The sequence below is a fragment of the Streptomyces luteoverticillatus genome (assembly GCF_003970715.1).
GTDB classification, from domain to species: Bacteria; Actinomycetota; Actinomycetes; order Streptomycetales; family Streptomycetaceae; genus Streptomyces; species Streptomyces abikoensis.
On record NZ_CP034587.1, the window covers coordinates 5,297,218 to 5,321,350 of the forward strand.

Annotated in this window: 17 protein-coding genes and 1 pseudogene; 12 read left to right on the forward strand and 6 right to left on the reverse strand. The window is 74.9% G+C overall.

What is annotated here, in order from left to right; genetic code table 11:
• The first annotated feature begins 24 nt into the window (after positions 1 to 24).
• Entirely contained in the window at positions 25 to 870 is an 846-nt protein-coding gene (locus EKH77_RS23760; RefSeq protein ID WP_126918251.1) for a GNAT family N-acetyltransferase, read from the forward strand.
• A 35-nt stretch (positions 871 to 905) separates the two neighbouring features.
• Positions 906 to 1,439, forward strand: coding sequence for a GNAT family N-acetyltransferase (locus EKH77_RS23765; protein WP_126916339.1), 534 nt, complete (start codon positions 906 to 908; stop codon positions 1,437 to 1,439).
• A 115-nt stretch (positions 1,440 to 1,554) separates the two neighbouring features.
• On the opposite strand, the gene EKH77_RS23770 is transcribed toward EKH77_RS23765, so the two are convergent.
• The 3 genes and pseudogenes from EKH77_RS23770 to EKH77_RS23780 all read right to left on the reverse strand — a co-directional run bounded on the left by EKH77_RS23770 (position 1,555) and on the right by EKH77_RS23780 (position 3,572).
• A complete protein-coding gene (locus tag EKH77_RS23770; protein ID WP_126916340.1) occupies positions 1,555 to 2,493 on the reverse strand; it encodes an aminoglycoside phosphotransferase family protein in 939 nt (312 codons plus the stop codon).
• Positions 2,494 to 2,563: 70 nt separating this feature from the next.
• Positions 2,564 to 3,010 carry a ferritin-like domain-containing protein gene (locus EKH77_RS23775; protein ID WP_430981006.1) on the reverse strand — a complete coding sequence of 149 codons (447 nt, stop codon included), beginning with the start codon at positions 3,008 to 3,010 and terminating at the stop codon, positions 2,564 to 2,566.
• A pseudogene (locus tag EKH77_RS23780) lies at positions 3,007 to 3,572 on the reverse strand (hypothetical protein). The gene EKH77_RS23775 and the pseudogene EKH77_RS23780 overlap by 4 nt, the downstream one beginning before the upstream one ends.
• Before the next feature lie 241 nt (positions 3,573 to 3,813).
• Between EKH77_RS23780 and rimP the strand changes: the two are divergent.
• The 9 genes from rimP (at position 3,814) to EKH77_RS23825 (ending at position 17,147) form a co-directional block, all read left to right on the forward strand.
• Complete coding sequence (rimP, locus tag EKH77_RS23785; protein WP_126916341.1) at positions 3,814 to 4,353, forward strand: ribosome maturation factor RimP; 540 nt, start codon at positions 3,814 to 3,816, stop codon at positions 4,351 to 4,353.
• 2 nt (positions 4,354 to 4,355) lie between these two features.
• Complete coding sequence (nusA, locus tag EKH77_RS23790; RefSeq protein WP_126916342.1) at positions 4,356 to 5,348, forward strand: transcription termination factor NusA; 993 nt, start codon at positions 4,356 to 4,358, stop codon at positions 5,346 to 5,348.
• A gap of 210 nt (positions 5,349 to 5,558) precedes the next feature.
• Complete coding sequence (locus tag EKH77_RS23795) at positions 5,559 to 5,867, forward strand: YlxR family protein (protein WP_126916343.1); 309 nt, start codon at positions 5,559 to 5,561, stop codon at positions 5,865 to 5,867.
• A 125-nt stretch (positions 5,868 to 5,992) separates the two neighbouring features.
• Positions 5,993 to 9,073: a translation initiation factor IF-2 gene (gene infB, locus EKH77_RS23800; protein WP_126916344.1), complete on the forward strand. Its 3,081-nt coding sequence runs from the start codon at positions 5,993 to 5,995 to the stop codon at positions 9,071 to 9,073.
• Between the two features lie 139 nt (positions 9,074 to 9,212).
• Positions 9,213 to 9,509 (forward strand): DUF503 domain-containing protein, encoded by a 297-nt coding sequence (locus tag EKH77_RS23805; protein ID WP_126916345.1) that lies wholly within the window; start codon positions 9,213 to 9,215, stop codon positions 9,507 to 9,509.
• Positions 9,510 to 9,563: 54 nt separating this feature from the next.
• Positions 9,564 to 10,031, forward strand: coding sequence for a 30S ribosome-binding factor RbfA (rbfA, locus tag EKH77_RS23810; RefSeq protein ID WP_126916346.1), 468 nt, complete (start codon positions 9,564 to 9,566; stop codon positions 10,029 to 10,031).
• The gene (truB, locus tag EKH77_RS23815; RefSeq protein WP_126916347.1) at positions 10,031 to 10,933 is read left to right on the forward strand and encodes a tRNA pseudouridine(55) synthase TruB; all 903 of its coding nucleotides are present in this window, start codon (positions 10,031 to 10,033) and stop codon (positions 10,931 to 10,933) included. Before rbfA ends, truB begins: the two co-directional genes overlap by 1 nt.
• A gap of 249 nt (positions 10,934 to 11,182) precedes the next feature.
• Positions 11,183 to 16,129, forward strand: coding sequence for a hypothetical protein (locus EKH77_RS23820; RefSeq protein WP_126916348.1), 4,947 nt, complete (start codon positions 11,183 to 11,185; stop codon positions 16,127 to 16,129).
• 52 nt (positions 16,130 to 16,181) lie between these two features.
• The gene (locus tag EKH77_RS23825; protein WP_126916349.1) at positions 16,182 to 17,147 is read left to right on the forward strand and encodes a bifunctional riboflavin kinase/FAD synthetase; all 966 of its coding nucleotides are present in this window, start codon (positions 16,182 to 16,184) and stop codon (positions 17,145 to 17,147) included.
• A 67-nt stretch (positions 17,148 to 17,214) separates the two neighbouring features.
• Here the strand turns inward: EKH77_RS23825 and EKH77_RS23830 are convergent, their stop codons facing one another.
• The 3 genes from EKH77_RS23830 to eccE all read right to left on the reverse strand — a co-directional run bounded on the left by EKH77_RS23830 (position 17,215) and on the right by eccE (position 22,351).
• Complete coding sequence (locus EKH77_RS23830) at positions 17,215 to 20,010, reverse strand: SCO5717 family growth-regulating ATPase (protein WP_126916350.1); 2,796 nt, start codon at positions 20,008 to 20,010, stop codon at positions 17,215 to 17,217.
• Positions 20,011 to 20,285: 275 nt separating this feature from the next.
• Positions 20,286 to 21,044: a hypothetical protein gene (locus EKH77_RS23835; RefSeq protein ID WP_430981007.1), complete on the reverse strand. Its 759-nt coding sequence runs from the start codon at positions 21,042 to 21,044 to the stop codon at positions 20,286 to 20,288.
• Positions 21,044 to 22,351 carry a type VII secretion protein EccE gene (gene eccE / locus EKH77_RS23840; protein WP_126918254.1) on the reverse strand — a complete coding sequence of 436 codons (1,308 nt, stop codon included), beginning with the start codon at positions 22,349 to 22,351 and terminating at the stop codon, positions 21,044 to 21,046. The genes EKH77_RS23835 and eccE overlap by 1 nt, the downstream gene beginning before the upstream one ends.
• Positions 22,352 to 22,553: 202 nt before the next feature.
• Here eccE and eccB point away from each other — a divergent pair, with 202 nt between their 5' ends.
• Entirely contained in the window at positions 22,554 to 24,116 is a 1,563-nt protein-coding gene (eccB, locus tag EKH77_RS23845) for a type VII secretion protein EccB (protein ID WP_126916351.1), read from the forward strand.
• Positions 24,117 to 24,133: the final 17 nt, after the last annotated feature.

Below are 24,133 nucleotides of genomic sequence, written 5' to 3' on the forward strand. Positions count from 1 at the left end.
CGCGACGGTGAGGCATTGCGACACGTGCTGACGACGACCACCACCAGGGTCCTGGAGCCCGGCGACCTCGCCGCCGCCCTCGCCGTCCTCGACCGAGACCCCGTCGCCAACGCCTTCGTCGCCGCCCGCGTCAAGGTCGCCGGCCTCGACCCCTGGCGGCTCGGCGGCGAGATGTGGGGCTGGTACGCGGACGGCCGCCTCGCGTCCCTCTGCTACGCCGGCGCCAACCTCGTCCCCATCGGCGCCGGGCCCGAGGCCGTCCGGGCCTTCGCCGACCGCGCCCGCCGGTCCGGCCGCCGCTGCTCCTCCATCGTCGGCCCCGCCCCGGCCACGACCGAGCTGTGGAGCCTGCTGGAGCCCCACTGGGGTCCCGCCCGCGAGGTCCGCTCCCACCAGCCGCTCATGGTCACCCGGTCCATGCCCGCCGGGATCACGCCCGACCCCCTCGTCCGCCGCGTCCGCAAGGACGAGATGGAGACGATCATGCCCGCGTGCGTGGCCATGTTCACCGAGGAGGTCGGCGTCTCCCCGCTCGCCGGCGACGGCGGCCTGCTCTACCAGGCACGCGTCGCCGAGCTCGTCGGCTCCGGGCGCTCCTTCGCCCGCGTGGAGAACGGCCGCGTCGTCTTCAAGGCCGAGATCGGCGCCGCCACGGACCTGGCCTGCCAGATCCAGGGCGTCTGGGTCGCCCCCGAACACCGCGGCAAGGGGCTCTCCGTGACCGGCATGGCCGCCGTGCTCGGCTACGCGCTGCGCGAGGTCGCCCCCGTGGTGAGCCTCTACGTCAACGACTACAACACCGCCGCGCGCGCCACCTACCGCCGCGTGGGCTTCGAGGAAGTCGGCGCGTTCATGAGCGTGCTGTTCTGATGAGCGGCGGAACCCCGTACGGGTAGCCTCCGGGCATGGATGACATCGTGGTCGGCCCGCTCGACCTGGCCTCCCGGGTGGACGAGGCGCTGGCCGTGCAGGCCCTCGCCTTCGGGCTGACGCCCGAGGAGGTCGACGTCCGGCGCCACATCGTGCTCCGGCACCTCACCTGCCCCGGCGCCCGCGCCCTGGGCGCCACCACACCCGAGGACCGGCTGGTGGGCTTCGTCTACGGCATGCCCAACGACCGGACGCACTGGTGGTCCACGGTCGTCGAGCCGTATCTGCGCGCCAACGGACTGGACGGCTGGCTGGACGACGCCTTCGTCATCACCGAGCTGCACGTCCATCCCGCCTACCAGAACCGGCGGATCGGCCGGACCCTCATCACGGCGATCACGGCCGACGCGGAGGAGCCCCGCTCCATCCTCTCCGCCATCGACAAGGAGAGCCCCGCCCGGGCCCTCTACCGCAAACTCGGCTACCGCGACCTGGCCCGGCACGTGGCCTTCCCGAGCGCGGCTAGCCCGTACGCGGTGATGGGGGCTCCGCTGCCGCTGCTGGGGTAGCGACGGCCCGGCCGGGGGTCCGGGGGTTGCCCCCGGGAGGACACAGTCCGAGCGCGGCTAGCCCGTACGCGGTGATGGGGGCTCCGCTGCCGCTGCTGGGGTGAGCCCCGCCGCGTTACAGCAAGTCCGCGAACTCCAGGAGGAGTTCGCCCTGTCCCCGCGCTCCCAGCGACAGCTCCCGCATTCCGGCGGCCGTCGCACGGAACACCGTCCACCCGCGCAGCCGCTCCGCGTCGACCTCCAGGGAATCCGCCAGCTTCGTCACCCGCCGCCGCGCCGCGGCCGCCGCGCCCGGCGCCGCCAGCAGCGTGTCGAGCCGGTCGCGCACCAGCCATGCCAGGTCGTACGCCCGCTCGCCCACCAGCGGGCGGGGCGCGATCGCCAGCCACGGGACGCGGTCGGCGGCCAGGACGTTGCCCTGGTGGTACTCGCCGTGCAGCAGCACCGGCGGCTCCGCCGGGGCGTCGGCCGTCAGGCCGTCCCGCAGCCCGACGGCCTCGTCGAGCAGTTCCCGGGCGTCCGCCGCCCACGGCAGCTCGCGCCACGCGCGCAGTTCCCCGGCCAGCGCCGCCGAGTGCTCGGTGACGCTGGGGAGGGGGTGCCCCTCGGCGGGCGGTGCCACCCACAGCCGCTGGAGCGTCGCCGCCGCCTCCAGCTGCGCCTTCTGCTCCGCCAGCGAGCGCAGGCTGACGTCGGCGTGCAGCCGCTCCAGGAGCAGCGCCCCGCCCTCGGCGTCCACGCGCAGCGGACGGACGGCCGAGCGGCCGTCCCAGTGCGCGAGCGCCGCGTGCTCGGCGGCGGTCGTGCCGCCGGGCGGGGAGAGCTTGAGCGCGGCGGGCGTGCCGTCGGCCTGCCGGACGAGGACGACCATGCTGGTGCGCCCGCCGGGACACTGCACCCGTTCGGGTGTCAGCTCCCAGCGCGTCAGCCACTCCTGGGCGATGTCCGGGAGGTCCGTGAGCCACCGGCGGGCGGTCTCGTCGGCGGCGGGGTCCGCGCTCAGGGTCCGAACCAGCCGCTGCGGCGGTTCGAGGCGGTCGTTGGTGATGGCCATCCCTGAGCGTTCCCTTTCCTGGCTTCTCTTCCGGGCCGGACGCGGTCCCTGACCGCACCTTTTCCCCCGATCAGACCCGATCGGCGAGCCCAGGGAAGGCTACGCTGCCGCCGCTCCAGCGCACCGCGCGGACCGCCGCCTCCCGCAGCCCGGCCGCCGCCTCGGCGCGCAGGCTCCCCGTGGCGGCCCGGACGAGATCGGCGTAGACCGCCGTCAGCCGCCGCTCCAGCTCCGCCGCGAGCCGCACCGCCGCCTCCCCTTCGGTGACGGGGAAGGGCAGGGCGTACGCGGCGGCCGCCGCCTCCGGCTCGGCGCCCAGCGCCCGTACCGCGCGGCTCATCGCGTCCCGCCGGGCCCGGTGGGCGTCGTGGGCCTCACGGGCCTCGCCCGCCCGCGTGTCGTCGACGCGGCCGCCGACGATGCCGTAGCCGTAGACCGCCGCGTGCTCGGCCGCGAGCGCCGCCTGCGCCGCTGCCACGGTTTCCTGCCGGGCGCGCCCGGCCCGAGGCATCGTCATGAGCCGCCCTCCGTCAGCAGGTAGGCGTGTGCCGCGCCCGCCGCCGCCACCGAGGCGAGGAGCCGGGCGAGCTCGGGGGCGCGGAGCCGAGGGCGGCGGTCCGGGCGTCGGCGGTGCGCCGCTCGGCGTCCGCGAGCGCGGCCAGCGCCGCCTTCTCGTCCTCGGGCACCTCGACGCGCGCCGCCGGCGCGGCGGGCGACGCGGAGGCGGAAGCGGAAGCCGAGGGGGAAGCCGACGGGGACTTCGGCCCGGGGGTGGCGAACACCTCGGCGTGCCGGGCGACTTCGGCCCGCAGTGGCCGCAGCCGCGCCGCCAGGGCGGTGTGCGCGGCGAGCGTGGCGTCGTACCGCTCCAGCAGCGCCGCGGTGTCCCGGGCCGCACGCTCCCTCAGTCGCGCCGCGCCGGGGGAGCGTTCGGCGGCGTCCGGGTCGCCGGAGGAAGCGGAGGAACAAGCGGAGAGCAGCGCGGCGGCGCCGCCGGTCAGCAGGGCGGCGGCACCGCCCGCCAGTACCCTGCGTCTGCGCGGGCCGTTCGCGCCCCGCGTCGTCGTCGTGAGCGGCACGATCCTCTTTCCGCCTTGTGGGCTCGGTGCGGCGCGCCGGGCGTGCCGGCCCGTCGGGGTCCTGGTGGGGCGGGCGTTCCGGGGGCCTGGCCCCGAGTGATCGCCGCACGCGAGCGTACCGGCGCGGCACCCGGCGGCCGTGGACCGGGCACCGAATCGTCAGTCGGCTGCCGGAACAGATAGGCTTTGACCTGACACGCGTCTTTCCCACAACAGCACACGCGGCCGAGGAGTCACCCGGATGAGCACCACCCAGAGCGAGCGGCTGCGCGAGCTGCTGGCCCCTCTCGTCAGCGCGCGGGAGCTGGAGCTGGAAGAGGTCGAGGTGACGCCGGCCGGAAAGCGGCGTGTGCTGCGCATCGTGGTCGATTCCGACGAGGGCGTCCAGCTGGACGCGTGCGCGGACCTGAGCCGCGACATCTCCGCGAAGCTCGACGAGACCGATGTGATGGGCGGAGCCCCCTACGTTCTCGAGGTCACCTCTCCGGGTGCCGACCGTCCCCTGACGCAAGCCCGGCACTACGTCCGGGCCACGGGCCGGCTGATCAAGGCGCAGCTCGTCGAGGGCGGCGAGCTCGTCGCGCGGATCGTCGCCGTGGACGACGAGGGGCTCGACCTGGAGGTGCCGGGCGTCAAGGGCCGCAAGCCCACCGCCCGCCGCCTGACCTTCGCCGAGATCGCGAAGGCGCGTGTGGAGATCGAGTTCAACCGTAAGTCGGCCGCGGGCGACGACGCCGCGGCAGAAGCAGACGAATCCGACGAGATTCAAGAGGAGGCGTAGCCGTGGACATCGACATGAGTGCCCTGCGGGGTCTGGTGCGAGAGAAGGAGATCTCCTTCGACCTGCTGGTCGAGGCGATCGAGTCGGCCCTCCTCATCGCCTACCACCGCACCGAGGGAAGCCGCCGCCGCGCCCGCGTGGAGCTGGACCGGTCGACCGGGCATGTGACGGTCTGGGCCAAGGAGGACCCGCAGGACCTCGCCGAGGGCGAGGAGCCCCGCGAGTTCGACGACACCCCCTCCGGCTTCGGCCGGATCGCCGCGACCACCGCGAAGCAGGTCATCCTCCAGCGTCTGCGCGACGCCGAGGACGAGATCACTTTCGGTGAGTTCGCCGGCCGTGAGGGCGACGTCGTCGCGGGCGTCGTGCAGCAGGGCAAGGACCCCAAGAACGTCCTGGTCGACATCGGCAAGCTGGAAGCCATCCTGCCGGTGCAGGAGCAGGTCCCGGGCGAGGAGTACAAGCACGGCACCCGCCTGCGGACGTATGTGGTCCGCGTGGCCAAGGGTGTCCGCGGCCCGTCCGTGACCCTCTCGCGCACCCACCCCAACCTGGTGAAGAAGCTCTTCGCCATGGAGGTCCCGGAGATCGCGGACGGCTCGGTGGAGATCGCCGCCATCGCCCGCGAGGCCGGTCACCGCACCAAGATCGCGGTGCGCTCGACCCGCTCCGGACTCAACGCCAAGGGCGCCTGCATCGGCCCGATGGGCGGCCGGGTCCGCGCGGTCATGGCCGAGCTGCACGGCGAGAAGATCGACATCGTGGACTGGTCGGACGACCCGGCCGAGCTGGTGGCGCACGCGCTGTCCCCCGCTCGGGTGAGCAAGGTGGAGGTCGTCGACTTCGCCGCCCGCTCCGCCCGGGTGACCGTCCCGGACTACCAGCTCTCCCTCGCCATCGGCAAGGAGGGGCAGAACGCCCGGCTCGCGGCCCGGCTGACCGGCTGGCGGATCGACATCCGGCCGGACACCGAGCAGCCGTCCGAGCGCGACTGAGGCGCGAACCGGCGCCCTGAAGCGACGGGGGGCGCGCGTACGGCGCCCCGAGCGGCCCGGAATGGTCCGTAAACGACCATGCCGGGCCGCTTCCGCCCTTGGCGGAGCTGGGACGCGGCCCGTTGAACCAGCAGATCATGGCTGAAACGCATACGTGCGCGATCAGTGCCCCGAAGGGGTGAGGTCCGCGCGGGGAGGTAGACTTAACCAGTGTCTGGCCGGACGCATGCCCGCGCATGCCCTGAGCGCACCTGTGTGGGGTGCCGGGAGCGAGCGGCCAAGGGTGAACTGCTGCGGATCGTGATGATCGAGGGATCGTGCGTCCCCGACCCTCGCGGTACGCTGCCCGGCCGGGGTGCCTCCGTGCATCCCACACTGGTCTGCCTCGATCTGGCGGTGCGCCGCCGGGCGTTTCCCCGGGCCTTCAAGGTCCCGGGGCCGCTCGACACGGTGGAGCTCCGCCGGTATGTCGAACAGACCGATCAGCAGGAGATCGACCCCGCGGTCACGCGGGGATGACCCACGTCAGGTACCTCGCGAGTTGGAAGTAGGTCGAGATTGCGATGAGCACTCGATGAGTACGCGATGAGTACGCCCATGAAGTAGCGACGGTCCGGCGGACACCCGGACCTAGAAGGAGCGAAGTGGCTAAGGTCCGGGTATACGAACTCGCCAAGGAGTTCGGAGTGGAGAGCAAGGTCGTCATGGCCAAGCTCCAAGAACTTGGTGAATTCGTCCGTTCGGCGTCCTCGACCATCGAGGCGCCGGTCGTCCGTAAGTTGACTGACGCATTGCAGGGGCCCGGCGGCAGCGCCGGCAAGTCCGCTGCGAAGCCCGCGGCGCCGCGCAAGGCCGCGCCCGCGAAGCCTGCTGCCCCCACTCCGGGTGCGCAGGCCCCCCGTCCCGCCGCCCCGGCCCCGAAGCCGGCCGCGGCCCCCAAGCCCGCCCCGGCGACGCCGGCCGCCGGCCCCGCGCCGACGCCGGGCCCGCGTCCGGGCCCCAAGCCGGCCCCGGCCGCCCCGGCCAAGCCGGTCACCCCGGTGCCCGCCGCGGAGTTCTCCGCGCCGGCCCCGGCCGCGCCGTCCGAGCGTTCCGAGCGTCCCGCCGCGCCGCGTCCCGGTGCTCCCGGCCCGCGCCCCGGCGCCCGTCCGGGTGGTCCCGCCGGCCAGCGTGAGGGCGGCCGTCCCGAGCGCGCCCCGCGCCCGCAGGGCGGTCCCGGCGAGCGTGCCCCGCGTCCCGGTGGCGCCCGTCCGGCCGGTCCCCGTCCGGGCAACAACCCCTTCACCTCCGGTGGCTCCACCGGTATGGCCCGTCCGCAGGCCCCCCGTCCGGGTGGCGCCCCGCGTCCGGGTGCCGGCGGCCCCGGTGCCCCGCGCCCGCAGGGCGGTCCCGGCGGTGCCCCGCGTCCCCAGGGCGGCGCTCCGCGTCCGACCCCCGGTGGGATGCCCCGTCCGCAGGGTGCCCCCGGTGGCGCCCCGCGTCCCGGTGGCGCTCCCGCCGGTAACCGCCCGAACCCGGGCATGATGCCGCAGCGTCCGGCCGCCGGCCCGCGTCCGGGCCCCGGTGGCGGCGGTCGCGGCCCCGGCGGCGGTGCCGGTCGTCCCGGCGGCGGTGCCGGTCGTCCCGGCTTCGCCGGTCGTCCGGCCGGTCCGGGCGGCGGCGGTCGTCCCGGTGGTGGCGGCGGCTTCGCCGGCCGTCCCGGTGGCGGTGGCCCCGGCGGCGGTGGCGGCGGTTTCGCCGGTCGTCCCGGTGGCGGCGGCTTCGGCGGTCGTCCCGGTGGCCCGGGTGCCCGTGGTGGCACGCAGGGCGCCTTCGGCCGTCCCGGCGGTCCGGCCCGTCGTGGCCGCAAGTCCAAGCGTCAGCGTCGCCAGGAGTACGAGGCCATGCAGGCCCCGTCCGTGGGCGGCGTGATGCTGCCGCGCGGCAACGGCGACACCATTCGCCTGTCGCGTGGTGCCTCCCTCACCGACTTCGCGGAGAAGATCGGCGCCAACCCGGCGTCGCTCGTCGCCGTGATGATGAACCTCGGCGAGATGGTCACGGCCACGCAGTCCGTCTCCGACGAGACGCTGCAGCTCCTCGGTGGCGAGATGAACTACACGGTTCAGATCGTCAGCCCGGAGGAGGAGGACCGTGAGCTCCTCGAGTCGTTCGACATCGAGTTCGGTGAGAACGAGGGCGGCGAGGAGATGCTCGTCGCGCGTCCGCCGGTCGTGACCGTCATGGGTCACGTCGACCACGGTAAGACCCGACTCCTCGACGCGATCCGCAAGACCAACGTGGTCGCGGGCGAGGCCGGTGGCATCACCCAGCACATCGGTGCCTACCAGGTCGCGACCGAGGTCAACGACGAAGAGCGCAAGATCACCTTCATCGACACCCCGGGTCACGAGGCGTTCACCGCCATGCGTGCCCGTGGTGCGAAGTCGACCGACATCGCGATCCTCGTGGTGGCGGCCAACGACGGTGTCATGCCGCAGACGATCGAGGCCCTGAACCACGCCAAGGCGGCCGACGTGCCGATCGTGGTCGCGGTCAACAAGATCGACGTCGAGGGTGCCGACCCGACCAAGGTCCGCGGTCAGCTGACCGAGTTCGGCCTGGTGGCCGAGGAGTACGGCGGCGACACGATGTTCGTCGACATCTCCGCCAAGCAGGGTCTGAACATCGACAAGCTGCTCGAGGCCGTCGTCCTCACCGCCGACGCCGCGCTCGACCTGCGCGCCAACGCGGAGCAGGACGCGCAGGGCATCGCGATCGAGGCCCACCTCGACCGCGGTCGCGGCGCCGTGGCCACCGTCCTCGTCCAGCGCGGTACCCTCCGCGTCGGCGACACGATGGTCGCCGGTGACGCCTACGGTCGTGTCCGCGCGATGCTCGACGACAAGGGCCAGAACGTGGAGGAGGCGGGTCCGTCGACTCCGGTCCTCGTCCTCGGTCTGACCAACGTCCCGGGCGCCGGCGACAACTTCCTCGTCGTCGACGAGGACCGCACGGCCCGCCAGATCGCCGAGAAGCGCGCCGCGCGTGAGCGCAACGCCGCCTTCGCCAAGCGCACCCGCCGGGTGTCCCTCGAGGACCTCGACAAGGTGCTCAAGGCCGGTCTGGTGCAGGATCTCAACATCATCATCAAGGGCGACGCGTCCGGTTCGGTGGAGGCCCTCGAGTCCTCGCTGCTCCAGCTCGACGTCGGCGAAGAGGTCGAGATCCGCGTGCTGCACCGCGGTGTGGGTGCGGTCACCGAGTCGGACATCAACCTGGCGACCGGCTCCGACGCCATCGTCATCGGCTTCAACGTCCGCGCCGAGGGCCGTGCCACGCAGATGGCCGAGCGCGAGGGCGTCGACGTCCGGTACTACTCGGTCATCTACCAGGCGATCGAGGAAATCGAGGCGGCCCTCAAGGGCATGCTGAAGCCGGAGTACGAAGAGGTCGAGCTCGGTACGGCGGAGATCCGCGAGATCTTCCGCTCGTCCAAGCTGGGCAACATCGCGGGTGTTCTCATCCGCTCCGGCGAGGTCAAGCGCAACACCAAGGCGCGCCTCATCCGCGACGGCAAGGTCATCGCGGAGGAGCTCAACATCGTCGGTCTGCGTCGCTTCAAGGACGACGTCACCGAGATCCGCGAAGGCTTCGAGGGTGGTATCAACCTCGGAAACTTCAACGACATCAAGGTCGACGACGTCATCGCGACGTACGAGATGCGCGAGAAGCCGCGCGGCTGATCGCAACAGCGTCACCGGGGCCGGTCGGCGGAAGATATTTCCGTCGATCGGCCCCGGCCGTTGCGTGTACGGTTCGAAGAGTCCGTACACCGTGTACGGGAACACCTCACGCCTCCCGGGTGGGCCTCACCCGCACCACATGTATGTAGGGACTCTGTCCTTCGACATCCTCCTCGGTGACGTCCGGTCGCTGAAGGAGAAGCGCTCCGTCGTCCGCCCGATCGTCGCCGAGCTCCACCGCAAGTACGCGGTGAGCGTGGCGGAGGTCGGCGACCAGGACCTCCACCGCAGGGCCACCATCGGTGTGGCGGCGGTCTCGGGGGACCCGGGGCACCTCACGGACCTACTGGACCGCTGCGAGCGCATGGTCGCCGCACGGCCCGAAGTGGAGCTGCTGTCGGTACGGCGGCGGTTCCACGGCGAGCATGACGACTGAGCGCGTCGGCGGCGCCGAGAGCACAATGCAGGAAGACGAGAAGGAGACGGACCAGTGGCCGACAACGCGCGGGCGAAGAGGCTGGCGGACCTCATCCGCGAGGTCATCGCCCAGAAGCTGCAGCGCGGAATCAAGGACCCGCGGCTCGGCTCGCACGTGACCATCACGGACACCCGGGTCACCGGTGACCTGCGGGAGGCTACGGTCTTCTACACGGTCTACGGCGACGACGAGGAGCGTGCCGGTGTCGCGGCCGGGCTGGAGAGCGCCAAGGGCATCCTGCGCTCCGAGGTCGGCCGCGCGGCGGGCACCAAGTTCACGCCGACCCTGACCTTCGTGGCGGACGCCCTCCCGGACACCGCCCGGACCATCGAGGACCTCCTCGACAAGGCGCGCGCCTCGGACGCCCAGGTGCGCCAGGCGTCCTCGGGCGCCACCTACGCCGGTGACGCGGACCCGTACCGCAAGCCGGACGAGGAAGAGGGCGACGAAAAGGGCGACGAAAAGGGCGCCGGCGCCTGATGAAGGAGAAGTACAGCGGTCCGGACGGCTTGATCATCGTCGACAAGCCGTCCGGCTTCACCTCGCACGACGTCGTCGCCAAGATGCGGGGCATCGCCCGCACCCGGCGCGTCGGCCACGCGGGGACGCTCGACCCCATGGCGACCGGTGTGCTCGTCCTCGGCATCGAGCGGGCCACCAAGCTTCTCGGTCACCTCGCGCTGACCGAGAAGGAGTACGTGGCCACCATCCGCCTCGGGCAGAACACGGTGACCGACGACGCGGAGGGGGAGATCACCTCCACCACCGACGCCTCCGGGGTCACCCGGGAGGCCGTCGACGCGGGCATCGCCAAGCTCACCGGCGCGATCATGCAGGTCCCGTCCAAGGTCAGCGCGATCAAGATAGACGGCGTGCGCTCGTACAAGCGGGCGCGCGAGGGCGAGGACTTCGAGATCCCCGCCCGGCCGGTGACCGTCTCGTCCTTTACCCTCCACGCCGTGATCCCGGCGCAGGCGGAGGACGGCACCCCGGTGCAGGACCTGCTGGTGTCCGTCGTCTGCTCCTCCGGCACCTACGTCCGGGCGCTCGCCCGCGACCTGGGCGCCGACACGGGCGTCGGCGGTCACCTCACGGCGCTGCGGCGCACCCGCGTCGGTCCCTATGGGATCGGCGACGCCCGCACGCTGGAGGCGCTCCAGGAGGAGCTGACCGTCATGCCCGTCGCCGAGGCCGCGTCCGCCGCCTTCCAGCGCTGGGACGTGAACGAGGAGCAGGCCAAGCTGCTGGCCAACGGCGTCCGGATCAAGGTGCCGCTGTTCGACACCACCGGCCCGATCGCCGTCTTCGGACCGGACGGCCGCTTCCTCGTGCTCGTGGAGAACCAGGGCGGCCGGGCCAAGAGCCTGGCGGTCTTCGCCTAGCGAGCCGGCCCGTCCCCGTACGGACACCACCGTGGGGCGGGGAGCGCGTCGTCCCCGACGCCTTCCCCGCCCCACGATCCCCCTCCCACTGGTCTCTATCCATCCGAGACGGGTGATTCACCCCAACGGGCAGGCGCTCGGAGTGAACCAGGGGGGTGGAAGGGGGCGCGTTCAGGATGTGATCTGGTTTCGCCGATCATCCGCTGCCTACCGTCGTGAGGACCAGCACGCCGGGGAGGTTCGACGGAGATGAACGGTCGGCGGACCGATGCCGAGGATTCGCTCGTACGCATTCGCGACCTCGCAGGGCGCGAACGCGGCACGGGATTCCTCGCCGACGACCGCGGCACCCTGATCACCAGCCATGAGGCCGTCGACGGCCTGGCCCGGCTGGTGCTCCACGCCTCGGGCGATCTGACCTGCGTCGTCGGCGCCGAGAACGTCACGCCGCTGCCCGAGTACGATCTGGCGCTCGTGCGCACCGAGGGCCTGTGCGTCCCCCCGCTGCCGGTCGCCGCGGCCGTGAGCTTCGAGGGCGGCAACGACGTCCGGCTGCGCGCCGGGCGCTGGCACGACGCGCGGATCATCGGGGACGTCCCGGTCACCTACACCGCCACCGACCGCTTCCACCTCCTCGGCGCCGCGCTGGAGCTGTCCCTGTCCGGCCGCGCCGGGCTGCGGCTCGGCGAGGAGGCCACCGGCGGGCCCGTCTTCGACGCCCGCACGGGGGCGGTCGTCGCCGTCCTCGGTACCGCGCTCCAGGCCGACCGCCGGGCCGCCGGATTCGCCATCCCGCTGCGGGCCGCGGCGGCCTCCTGCCCGGGCGGGGCGCTCGCGGAGCTCCTCGACCGCAACTCCGCCACCGTCCCCGCCTTCGGCCCCGACCTCAACCTGGCCGGCGCCCTCCAGCTCACCGCCACCGCCCTGGGCTCGGTCGTCACCCCGCGCGTCTGGCGCGACCCCGTGGAGCGCCCGGAGACCGAGCGGGAGTTCGCCCGCTTCCTGGACGGGGAGCCCGGCGCGGAGAGCCACGCCCTGGTGCTCGGCCTCGTGGGCGACCCCGGCACGGGCCGGACCACCGAGCTCGGCGCGCTCGCCGGCCGCAGGGCGCGCGGCGCCCAGCCCGCGCCCACCCTCTGGCTGCGCGGCGCGGACCTGCGCGTGGGCGACGAGAGCGTCCGCGACGCGATCGCCCGGGCCCTCAAGGCCGCCGGGCGCATCGTCACCGCCTCGGCGGGCCCCGCCGGCACCATCGGGGACACCGCCGCCGCCACGCCCGAGGCCGTCGCCGACCTCGCCCGCCGGGTCGGACACCCCCTGCTCGTCCTCCTCGACGGGCCCGAGGAGATGCCGCCCGTCCTCGCCCACGCCCTGCCCGCCTGGACCACCGCGACCGTCCGCTGGCTGGAGGAGACCTCCTCCCGGCTGATCGTGGCCTGCCGCCCCGAGCACTGGGAGACCGCCGGCGCCCTCTTCCCGTCCGGCGTCCTCCACCGCCCCGGCGGCGGCCCCTGCGCCCTGCCCCCGCCCTCGGGCCCCCGGGCCCTGCCGCCCTGCTCCCGGCTGCCCGGGCTCACCCCCGCGCAGGCCGCCGAGGTCCGCGCCTCCTACGGCATCCCGCCGGGCGCCGTCGACCCGGCCGACGCCGCCCACCCCCTCGCCCTGCGGCTGCTCGCCGAGGTCCGGGCGGCGCTGCCCGACGGGACGGTGGGCGCCGGCGGCACGGGGGAGGCCGCCCCCGACCGGTGGGGCGTGTTCTCCGCCTATCTGGACCTGATCTGCCTGCGCATCGCCGTGCGCCTCGCCGCGTCCCGCCGCCCGCCGCTGCGCGGACCTGCCGTCCGCCGGCTCGCGGCCCGGGTGGCCGGGCAGGTCCACGAGGCCGCCCGGCGCTGCCTCGGCCCGGGGCAGGGGGAGCTGGAACGGGAGGCGTTCGAGGAGCTGTTCCCCTGGCGCACAGGCTGGGCCTCCGCCGTCCTCACGGAGGGCCTGCTCGTCCCGGCCGGCTCCGGCTACCGCTTCGCCCACGAGGAGTTCGCCGACTGGGTGCAGGGCTCCCACCTGGACCTCGACGCCGCGCTCTACGCGCTGGTCCACCGCTGGTACGAGCCGGCGGGCCCGCCGGCCGAGGCCGCCGTCCGGCTGCCCTCCCGCACGGGCGGCAAGGGCCCGCTGCCCACGCCGGGCGGCCACGTACCGCCGCCGCCCGGCTCCGGCGCCGCCCGCGGCGGCGCGAAGGGTCGCCGCAAACGCGGCGGGGGCCCGGCCGAGCCGCCGCGCCCGCTGCCGGTGCCGCGCCACCGGATCGGCCCCGTCCTCCAGGCCATGCTCCTGCTCGCCCGGCGCTCGGGCCCGACAGAGCTCTCCCGCCGCCTCAGCGCCCTCGTCCACGCCATCGAGACCCTCTCCCAGCGGGCGGCGGAGGCCGAGGCCAAGGAGGAGGGTGCCGGCCGCCGCCTCGGCGACCCCGCCTGGTGGGCCGCCCACCTCCTCGGCGAGACCCTGCTGCGCGTCCCCGACGCCACGCCGTACCTGGGCGTCCTCCGCCTCCTCGCCGAGCGCGTCACCGCCCGCTCCCTGGCCGTCGGCGGCTTCGACAGCGAGGCCGGGCGCACGCTGGGCGGCCTCGCGGAGTTCGGCCCCTGGTTCTGGCTCCGGCTGCCGCTCGGCCTCGCCGACCGCCTGGAGCTCCTCCGCGTCCTGATCCCGGCCGACGGGCCGCCTCCGGGCGCGACCCAGGAGGCGGCGGCCTTGTCGGCTTCTCCGTCGGCGGAGGGTTTGGCGGCCGGGTCCGCGGACGGTCCGACGGACGGCTCGGCGGACGAGTCTGTGGACGGGGCGGTGGACGGGGCCGCGCGGGCGACCGTGCCGGCGCAGTCACGTGGAGGCGCGGAGCGGGCGCACGCTTCCCGTGGGGGCGGACGTGGCGCGGCGGGAGCGGGGCGCGCGGGGCATGCGGGGGCGCGCGCCTCGGGTAGTGCGGCGGGGGATGTCGCTCCCGGATCCGGTGCGCACCGGAAGGGTGCGAACGGGGCCCATGGGGCCGGTGGGACCGGTGGGGTCCGGCGGGTCCCGGGGCAGGGTGGCCCTGCCGCGTCGGCCGGTGCCGCGAGCCAAGGCGTCGGCGCTTCGGACGACGGTACGCGCGGCGGTACGGACGCGGTTCGGGCCGCCGAAGAGGCGGGAGCGCCCCGGGGCACCGGGGTGTCGTCCCGCTCGGGGGGACGGGGCGGGGGACCGGCGGCGGCCTGTGCCGGTGCGGCGTGGCACGCGGCCGGGAGCGGCGGGGGCGAGCCGGAGGCGTCCGACTGGGCGGACGGGCGGGGAGACCGCGCCTCCGGCGGCGCCCGGGCCCGTGGCGGCGCGGCGCAGGGCGCGGGCGGTGCTGCGCGCGCCCCCTGGGGTGGCCGGGCCGGACGCGTCCCCGGCCAGGGGCGGGGCGCGGGGGAGGCGCGGAACGGCAACGAGCGCCCCCCGGTGCTGGGGCGGCGCCGGAAGGCCGTCCCGGAGGACGAGCGCGTCATCTCCTACACCTCGGCCCGCCCCGAGTCCGTTGAACCCCATGAGCCTTATGAGCCCCACGAACCCCATGAGCCCGGGGTGCCGTACAGCGAGGGATGGTCGGAGGCGTGGGCCCGGACCCGTTCCGCCGACGCGCAGGAGCCCGGCGGCCCCGGCGGCCCCGGCGGCCCCGGCGAGCCCGTCGAGACGGCCGAGATGGTCGAGACCGCCGAGCCCGTCGTCCCCGAGGCGAGGACGGAGCCGGAGGAGCCCGTCCGGCAGGGCGGCGGCGCGGGCACCGCTCCGCCCGCCCGGCGGCGCGCGTCCGGCGGCGACGCCCACGCGGCGCTCGCCGACCGGTTCCTGACCGCCGTCGTCACCCTCTTCACCGCCGACCCCTGCGCCGCGCAGCCCCTCCTGTGCCGCTGGTTCGCCGACGAGCGCCCCCTGCAGATCACCCCCGCCGGGGCCAGGGTCCGCCTCACCGTCGCCACCGCCGCCCAGGCCCTCCTCCACACCCACCGCCGCCGGGCCGTGGACGACCTGACCGAGGCGCTGGTGGAGGCCGCACACCCCCGGGCCGACGAACTGCTGGCCGCCCTGGCCGAGGACGAGCCGTCCGCGCTGTGCCGGGCCGTCGACCGCTGGGCCCACGACGACCGCGTCGAACGCCACGTCGCCGCCGCCGCGTACGCGCTGCGCACCGCCCCGCACGTCGTGACGTCCGCCGACCGGCAGCTGCTGCGCTACGCCGCGCTCGCCCTCCTGGAGCGGCCCGACGAGGGCACCCTGCACGGCACCGCGCTCGCCCTGCTCGTCCGCGACCCCGACACGCGCGCCAAGCACCTCCCGCAGGCCCTCGCGGCCTTCGCCACGGGCGACCCCGACCTCCCGCCCGACCTGCTCGCCCCCGCCCTCGACACCCACCCCGACCAGGTGCTCGACGTCTTCCGGGCGCGCCTGTACGAGCCGGGGGAGCGGCCTGCGGCCGTGCTGCGCACCCTCGCCGGGATCTCCGCCCCCGCCACCCTGGCCCGCCGGATCACCACGCTGGTGCGCGAGCACGTCGACCACCGCCCCGAGGGCGCGGCCAACGCCGCCGAATTCGTCGACCGCCGCCTGGAGTGCGGCCCGGCCACCCGTTCCGTGCTCTTCCCCCTCGTCGTCGACCTGCTGCGCACCGGGACGCCCCAGGTGCGCCGCGCCCTCGCGCCCGTGCTCGCCGACCCCGGCACGGCCGTGTCGCGCCCGCTGCGCCAGGAGCTGCTCGAGGTGCTGATGGAGCGCGAGGAGTACGGGCCGTACGAGCGCGACGCCACCGTCCTCGACACCCTGCTGCGCGCGGTGGCCGCGGGCGCGGCCGAGCGCACCGAGGCCCGCACACGCGACCTCGTGCACCGCACCGGCCTGCTGATGGCCCGCACGCCCGAGGGCGCCGCCTGTTTCGACCGGAGACTGACCCAGCTCGCCCGGGAGATCCCGGTGTTCGGCGGCCAGGTTCGCGGTTGGCTGAAATCCGCGCCGGCCCAATGGGCCGTGGTCGTGGGCCCGAGCGCCCGTATCCGCCTGACCGCGGGGCGTGAGAAGGGGGGTGGAGGGGGTCAGGGGGGCGCGTCGGATCCCACGCACCCAGCCGACGTGACCGGCACCGCACCGGCCGATGCGGGACGCCGCCAACCGGCATGGCACTCTTAGACCTGCGTCATCAGACAGACAAAGGTTCGGGTTCGGGCGAGGAGCGGGGACAGTGCAGCGCTGGCGTGGCTTGGAGGACATCCCCCAGGACTGGGGACGCAGCGTCGTCACCATCGGCTCGTACGACGGCGTGCACCGCGGGCACCAGTTGATCATCGGTCGTGCGGTGGAGCGGGCGAGGACGCTGGGCGTTCCCTCGGTCGTGGTCACCTTCGACCCGCACCCCAGCGAGGTCGTGCGCCCCGGCAGTCACCCGCCGCTGCTGGCGCCCCACCACCGGCGCGCGGAGCTGATCGCCGAGCTGGGCGTGGACGCGGTGCTGGTCCTGCCGTTCACGGCGGAGTTCTCGAAGCTGTCGCCCGCCGAGTTCGTGGTCAAGGTGCTGGTCGACAAGCTGCACGCCAAGCTCGTCGTCGAGGGCCCCAACTTCCGCTTCGGCCACCGCGCGGCGGGCAACGTCGACTTCCTCCAGGAGCTCGGCGGCACCTACGACTTCGACGTCGAGGTCATCGACCTCCACGTCTCGGGCGAGGCCGGTGGCGGGCTGCCGTTCTCCTCGACGCTGACCCGGCGCCTGGTCGCCGAGGGCGACGTGGCGGGCGCCATGGAGATCCTCGGCCGGCCGCACCGCGTGGAGGGCGTCGTCGTGCGCGGTGCCCAGCGCGGCCGCGAGCTCGGCTTCCCCACGGCCAACGTGGAGACGCTGCCGCACACCGCGATCCCGGCCGACGGCGTGTACGCGGGCTGGCTGACCGTCGACGGCGAGGCCATGCCCGCCGCCATCTCGGTCGGCACGAACGTCCAGTTCGACGCGACCGAGCGGACGGTCGAGGCCTACGCCATCGACCGCGTCGGCCTCGACCTCTACGGGATGCACGCGGCCGTGGACTTCCTCGCGTATCTGCGCGGCATGGAGAAGTTCGCGTCCATCGACGCCCTGCTGGACCGCATGGCCCAGGACGTGAAGCAGGCGCGCGACCTGGTCGCCGCGCACGAGGCCGCGGTCGTCGCGGGCTAGGCGGGACACAAGACAGCGGAGGGCCCCGGGCACGTACTTCGTGCCCGGGGCCCTCCGCTGTCACCGCTTACTGCTGTGGCGGCAGGGCCCAGCCGTCCTGCTGGGGCGGCTGCGGCTGCTGGGGCTGGGCGTATGGGCTGCCCGGCTGGGCCTGGGGCATGCCCTGCCCGTAGGGGTTGTACTGCGCCTCGGGCGCGGGCTGGGGAGCGTAGCCGCCCGGCATCGGCGGGGCCTGGTGGGGCGCCGCGTACAGGCCCTGTTGCTGCTGGGCGCGGACGAAGTCCTCGGCGACCATGGCGGACAGGTGGAAGTACGCCTCGCGCGTCTTCGGCCGCATCATCTCCAGGTCGACCTCGGCACCGGTGGCCAGGTGCTCGTCGAACGGCACGACCACGACGCCCCGGCAGCGCGTCTCGAAGTGCGACACGATGTCCTCGACCTTGATCATCTTGCCGGTCTCCCGGACCCCGGAGATCACGGTGATGCTCCGCGACACCAGCTCGCCGTAGCCGTGCGCGGCGAGCCAGTCGAGGGTGGTGCTGGCGCTGCTCGCGCCGTCCACGGACGGCGTGGAGATGATGATCAGCTGGTCGGCGAGGTCGAGGACCCCGCGCATGGCGCTGTAGAGGAGGCCGGTGCCCGAGTCGGTGAGGATGATCGGGTACTGCTTGCCCAGCACGTCTATGGCGCGCCGGTAGTCCTCGTCGTTGAAGGTCGTGGAGACGGCCGGGTCCACGTCATTGGCGATGATCTCCAGTCCGGAGGGTGCCTGGGACGTGTAACGGCGGATGTCCATGTAGCTGTTGAGGTGCGGGATGGCCTGGACGAGGTCGCGGATGGTCGCGCCCGTCTCCCGGCGCACCCGGCGGCCGAGCGTGCCGGCGTCGGGGTTGGCGTCGATCGCGAGGATCTTGTCCTGGCGCTCGGTGGCCAGGGTCGCCCCCAGGGCGGTGGTGGTCGTCGTCTTGCCGACGCCGCCCTTGAGGCTGATGACGGCGATCCGGTAGCAGGACAGGACGGGCGTGCGGATCAGCTCCAGCTTGCGCTGCCGCTCGGCCTCCTCCTTCTTGGCGCCGAACTTGAAGCGGGCCGCCGGGTTCTGCTTCTTCGGCTTCTGCTTCGCCTTCAGCAGCCGCTCCGAGGACAGCTCGACCGCCGCCGTGAAACCGAGCGGAGCGCCGTGCACGGACCGCTGCCGCTGCTCCGGCGTCACGGTCGGCCAGCCACCGGCCCGGGGGTCGAGGGGGGCCTCGGGGACACCGGGGTGGCCGGGGGCCTGACCAGGGGTCTGGCCAGGGGCCTGGGCGGGGTACGCGCCCGGGTACGCCGCCTGGTCCATGGCCGGCGGGAGGGCGCCGGGCACGGGCGCGCCCGGCTGGGCGTACGCCCCGGGTACGCCGCCGGGCGCGGCGGCGGGCGGCAGCGCGCCGGGGTACCCGTTGGGCTCCGCGGGCGCGGGCGGCTGCGGGTAGCCGTAGCCGGGCTGGGGGGCGGGCGGGGGCGGCATGGCCGCGCCGTCGGGGCGGGGGTAGCCGTATCCGTCGTACGACGGCGGCACGGGCGCCCCCTCGGGACGCGGGTAGCCGTAACCGGCCTGCGGCGGAGCGGTGTTGGGAACGGGCATGCCGGGCATCCCGGGTGGCACGGATACACCCGGCATGCCGGGCATGCCCGGCACCGGCTGCGGCAGGGCCGCGCCGGGCGCCTCCGCCACGGGCACGGGCGGCACTCCCGGCGCCCCGTGCGGGGCGGGGGCGGCGGGCGCGCCCCAGGGCGCGGGGGCACCGGGTACGCCGGGCGTGGCAGGGGCGCCGGGAGCGCTCGACGCGCTGGGGGCGCCAGGGACGACCGGGGCGCCGTCACCGGCCGGGGCGACGGCGGACGAGGCGTCGAGGCCCGTCGGCGCGGGGGCGTTCGGTGCGGGGGCGTTCGGTGCGGGCGGAGTGCCCGGGACGGCGGGGACGCCAGGGGCGCCAGGGGCGCCATCGCCCGTCGGAGCGGCGGCGGGCGCGCTCGGCATGCCGGGGACGCCAGGGACGGCCGATGCGCCCGGGAAGGCGGGGGCGCCGTCACCGGTCGGAGTGGCGGCGGGCGCGACGTCGAGGCCGGTCGGCGCGGGGGCGGCCGGTGCGCCGGGAACGGCAGAGGTGCCGTCATCGGCCGGATGCGTGGCCGACGTGGTGTCGAGGCCGGTCGGCGCGCTCGGGGTGGCGGGGGCGGCAGGGGCGCCGTCGCCGGTCGGAGTGGCGGCCGACGCGCTGTCAGGGCCGGTCGGTGCGTCGGACGGCGCGGGCTGCTCGTCGGCGGGCGCACCGCTCTCCGCCGCCGGGGCGTCCACCGGGGCCTCGGCGTGGGCGGCGTCCTGCGGCGGCGCGACCGGCGCGTCCGCCTCGGGGTGCGGCATCCCGTGGCCGGGCACGGCGGGGTACGGCGCCTGCGGGGGCGGCGGCCAGGCGGCCGGGGGAGGGGTCTGCTGGGCAGCCGGCGGGAAGTTGGGCGGCAGCGGCGGCAGGGAGGCCTGGGGCGCGGGAGACGGGGTCCAGGCGGCCGCCGGAGCCTCGGCCGGCGCGGGTGCCGGCGCGGGCGCCGGAGCCGTCGCGCCCCGCGCCTCGTCGCTCCCGCCACCCGAAGCGGACGGAGCGGGCGCGACCGGCACACTCGGCGCAATCGGAGCACTCGGCGCGGCCGGAGCGCTAGGCGCCGCCGGCGCGCCCTGCGTGTACCACGCGGGCGGCGTGTAGTCGATGGTGAACTCGCCCGTGTGCTCGGGCTCGTGTTCGAATCCCGGCCGGTGCTCGGCGTCGGGCCGGTCCTCGCCGGCTGTCTTCCCGGCCGCTCGGATCTCGTCCCGATCGCTGCTCACAATGCCTCCTGCTGGTGTGGTCGGCTGCCCATGGATTCGGTGGACTCAGCTGGCGGGGCCGACCGTTACTGTCGCCCCGACCGCCCGGATTTCCCCATCTGTCGCAGGACAGGACCGGCGTCGGGTTCTCCAGTGCGTGCGTACGTTCTTACAGACTAATCGTCATCCGCATCCCCGCGGCAGGTCCGCCCCCGCCTCACCGTCCGCCCCTCGGTGCGGCATGGCTTCCCCGCGCGGAGGCGGCGACACCGCTCCCGCGCCGGTGGAGCCGGGCGTCACTCCACGCGCCGGGCCGCGCCCAACAAGCCCGTCTCGGGCTCCGTCGGGCGGGTGGTGACATACATTCGTGACGAACGCGTGCACCAAAGCGTGACCCCGTCGGGGAGCGTGGACAGCTTGTCGACGTCCTCCGGCGGCAGGTTCATCGTCCGGCCGATCTGCCGCGCCTCGTCGGGCGCGACCCGCTGGACGCCCACCAGATCCGCCTGGGCCATCAGTCGTGGCGTGGTGGGGCTCGGGTAGGGGAGCAGGGTGAGCACCGACTGCCAGGGCGCCGGGCCCGTCCGTCCACGCGGCGGGCGCGCCCCGCAGTCGCGGACGACGAGCACGGGGCTGTGCGTGGACGGCCCCTGCGGCGGCATCCGGCCGACGTCGTGGAGCGTGACGCACTGCTGCCCGCTGTTCGCCGACTGCGCGAGCGCCGTCCACAGCTGCCGCCGCCCGGTCTCGACGGCGACGCGCGCGCCCGTACCGACCGCGCGCAGCGCGACGACCTGGGCCGTCCACGCGCCGCCGACCAGGACCACGTCGTAGGGAACGGGCCGGCCGAGGCCCAGGACGGCGGGTACGCCCTGTTCGTCGGAGCCGACGACTACCCCGTCGTCACCCACAGGCAGCGCCAGCGACGTGAACTCCTCGTGCGACAGCTCGTGCCGCCCCCGGCGCGGCCCGAGCAGGCCGAAGCCGAACCGGGCCCGGCGGGCCGGCGCTGTCACAGGAGTCACCGAAGTCACTGGAGTCACCGAAGTGTCCATCAGCGCGTCCCTCCCAGCGGCAGCGTGGCGAGCACGCCCGGCACCTGCTCGTGGTCCAGCCGGACCAGCCCGACCTTCACCGCCCGTGCCGCCCGCTCCAACTCACGTCGCACTCCGCCCAATTCGTCCGCACTGCGCCCGCATATCCGTACATGTCCCGTCAGCGTCGGCGCGTGCCGTCCTTCGAGCGTCCGCCCCCGGCCGAGCGTCAGGCTCAGCGTCGTCGACAGCGCGGGCAGCGATGTGAGCAGCGCGGCCAGTTGCGGCAGACCGGCGCCGCCCGCCCCCAGCCGGGGCCAGCGGCTCACCCAGAACACCGAGTGCCAGCGGTCGTCGCACCGCCAGGCGCGCGAGGTCTCCGCCGTGCGCCGCGCGGGCGCGTCGGCGCGGCCCGCCCGCGTAGTGGCCACCGGGTTGAGGTCGGCCGCCGCCGCGAGGGCGGCCGTCAGCTCCTCCTCGGACAGCAGCGTCGCCGTGAATCCGGCGCCCGGCAGCCGGCTGGCCAGTTGCCGCGCCGCGCGCAGCACACAGCGCCGCGCGCCCTCGGCGCCGCCGCCGCGCGCCGCCACGGCCTCCGGGCACAGCTCCGGGTCGAACTTCAGCGCCACCCAGGTCTGCCGCACCGCAGGGGCGCCGCTCATCTCGTGCAGCAGCGCGTAGTTCCGCGCGGGCAGAGCCTGAGCGGGCAGATGCGGGGCCGGGGCGGGCAGGGTGTTCTGCACCACCTGCACCGACTCCAGCAGGACACCGTCCACGTCCATCACGTCCCGCAGCAGGTCCAGCGGCAGCGCCCGCTCGGTCCGCGCGGCCCGCAGCGGCCGGTCCACGGCGTCCACGCGCAGCACCGCCGTCAGGAACGTGCCGTCGCCGACCAGCCCGACCGGCTGCCGGTCGCGATCGGTGAACGACTCCGTCCACAGCGCCGGTTCGCACTCCACCAGGGGCGCCAGGCGCGGATCCGTACCCGGCGGCACCGGCTCCGCAGCCGTCCGCCGCGCCCGCCGCCGCAGCGCCGCCACGGCGGTCAGCCACTCCACGACGGGCCGCCGCCCGAGCCGGACGAACGCCAGGGCCACCAGCACCGCCGCGACCACCACGGCCGGGACGAGCGCCGCCCGGCCGCCCGCCCACCCGGCGAGCACCACGGCCGCCGCGAGCTCCAGCAGCACCAACTGCGGCAGCCGGACCGGCCCCAGCGCCCCGTGCCCCGGCGCCGGCCGGAGCACGACACCCCCGGCACCACCGCCTCCGGGACCGGCCGTCCGCGCACCGGACTCCGGACCCCTCCCGGCCCGTACGCGCGCCATGGCAGCCACGACCCGTCAAGCCCCCTCGCACAACCCGGAATACCCCGCCGGGAAATCGGATGCCGCCTCGGGAACCCTCCCCCGGCGACAGGTGTCGATCACTTACGGGCATAGTAGAGGCTCGGTACGACACCGGGCCCGATAGGGCAGCGCCGGGCGACCGAGGGAAGCCACGGCGAAAACGGGGGAGAAACAGCTCGAGATGGCATCACGGCGGGACGAACTCAACGCCTACACCTTCGCGAAGAAACGGACGGTTGCCGCTTTTCTGCAACCCTCGCCCACCGGTTCCGAAGAAGGCGCCCCGCGTCCGCTGCGCACGGTCCTGCCCGGCGTCGTCATCGGCGCCCTGCTCGTCGCAGGCTTCGGCGCCTGGGGCGCGTTCCGGCCCGTGGCACCCAAGGGATGGGACGACGTGGCCGCCCACGTCATCGTCGGCAGCGACTCCACCACCCGCTACGTCGTGCTCAAGACCGACGGCAGGAAGCAGCTCCACCCCGTCCTCAATCTCGCCTCCGCCCGGCTGCTCCTCGCCCCGGGCAAGGGCGGCGTGATCAAGGTCCGGGAATCCGAGCTCGACGACGGACATATTCCGCGCGGCCCCACTCTCGGCATTCCGTACGCACCGGACCGAATGCCCACGGCGGTCCAAGCGGGCAAACCGAAACAGTGGGCCGTCTGCCAACAACCCGGCGGCAACGGGAAAACCACGCAAAAAGCGGTCTTCCTTTTCTCCGCGAACGACCCGAAGGCCAGGACGCTCACCGGCGCCGGACGGCTGCGCGGCCCCCAGGCCCTCTACGTCCAGGGGCCCGACGACGCCCGTTACCTCGTCGACCCCAAGGGCACCCGCTACCTCATCGGCGGCCCCGACTGGCAGCGCCAGGACCCCGCCGACCGCAGCGTCCTCCTCCGCGCCCTCTTCCCCGACGGCGCCCAGCCCCAGCGCGTCACCAAGGAGTGGCTGGGCACCCTCGGCGAGGGCACGCCCATCACCGTCCCCTCCGTCGGCGGCCGCGTCGGCGAACCCGCGGGTGTCCCCACCCTCAAGCCCAAGGCCAATCGCGTCGGCACGATCCTCCAGGCCCCCACGGGCGCCACCACCCAGCACTACGTCGTGCTGCCCGGGAAGGTCGCCCGCGTCTCGGAGTTCGTCGCCAAGCTCCTCCTCAGCAGCCGCGACCTCGCCCCCCTCGGCCAGGCCGGCGCCCCCGAGCGGGTGAGCGCCGCCGACTTCACCCCCGACGCCGAGGAGTTCCACGGCGGCGACCACTGGCCCGCCCAGGTGCCCCGCCTCGCGGCCGTCGGCGACCCCCTCGCCGGTGGTGGCACCGTATGCGGCGTCTTCGGCGGTCTCGACGCCTCCGGCACCCCCGACCTCGGCGTCTGGACCGGCAAGGACTACCCCGCGACCATCCCCGACGGCGCCACCAGCGCCTACGTCACCCCCGGCTCCGGCCTCCTCTACCGCCAGGTCACCGGGCGCCAGACCGACAGCGGCGCGGTCTTCCTCGTCACCGACACCGGGCTGCGCTACGCCGTGCAGTCCAACAACGACAGCGCCACCGGCAAGTCGAGGATCGGCGAGGAGCCCGACGGTGCCCGGCCCGGTGAGCCGCCCGCCGTGCCCGAGGCCGACCAGGCCCGCGTCCGGCTCGGCTACAAGGACGTCAACCCCGTGCCCGTCCCCGCGAACTGGTCCCAGTTCCTGCCGACCGGGCCACGGCTGGACACCAACAGCGCCAAGCAGCCACAGGGTTCGTGAGGCATACCCGTGAACGC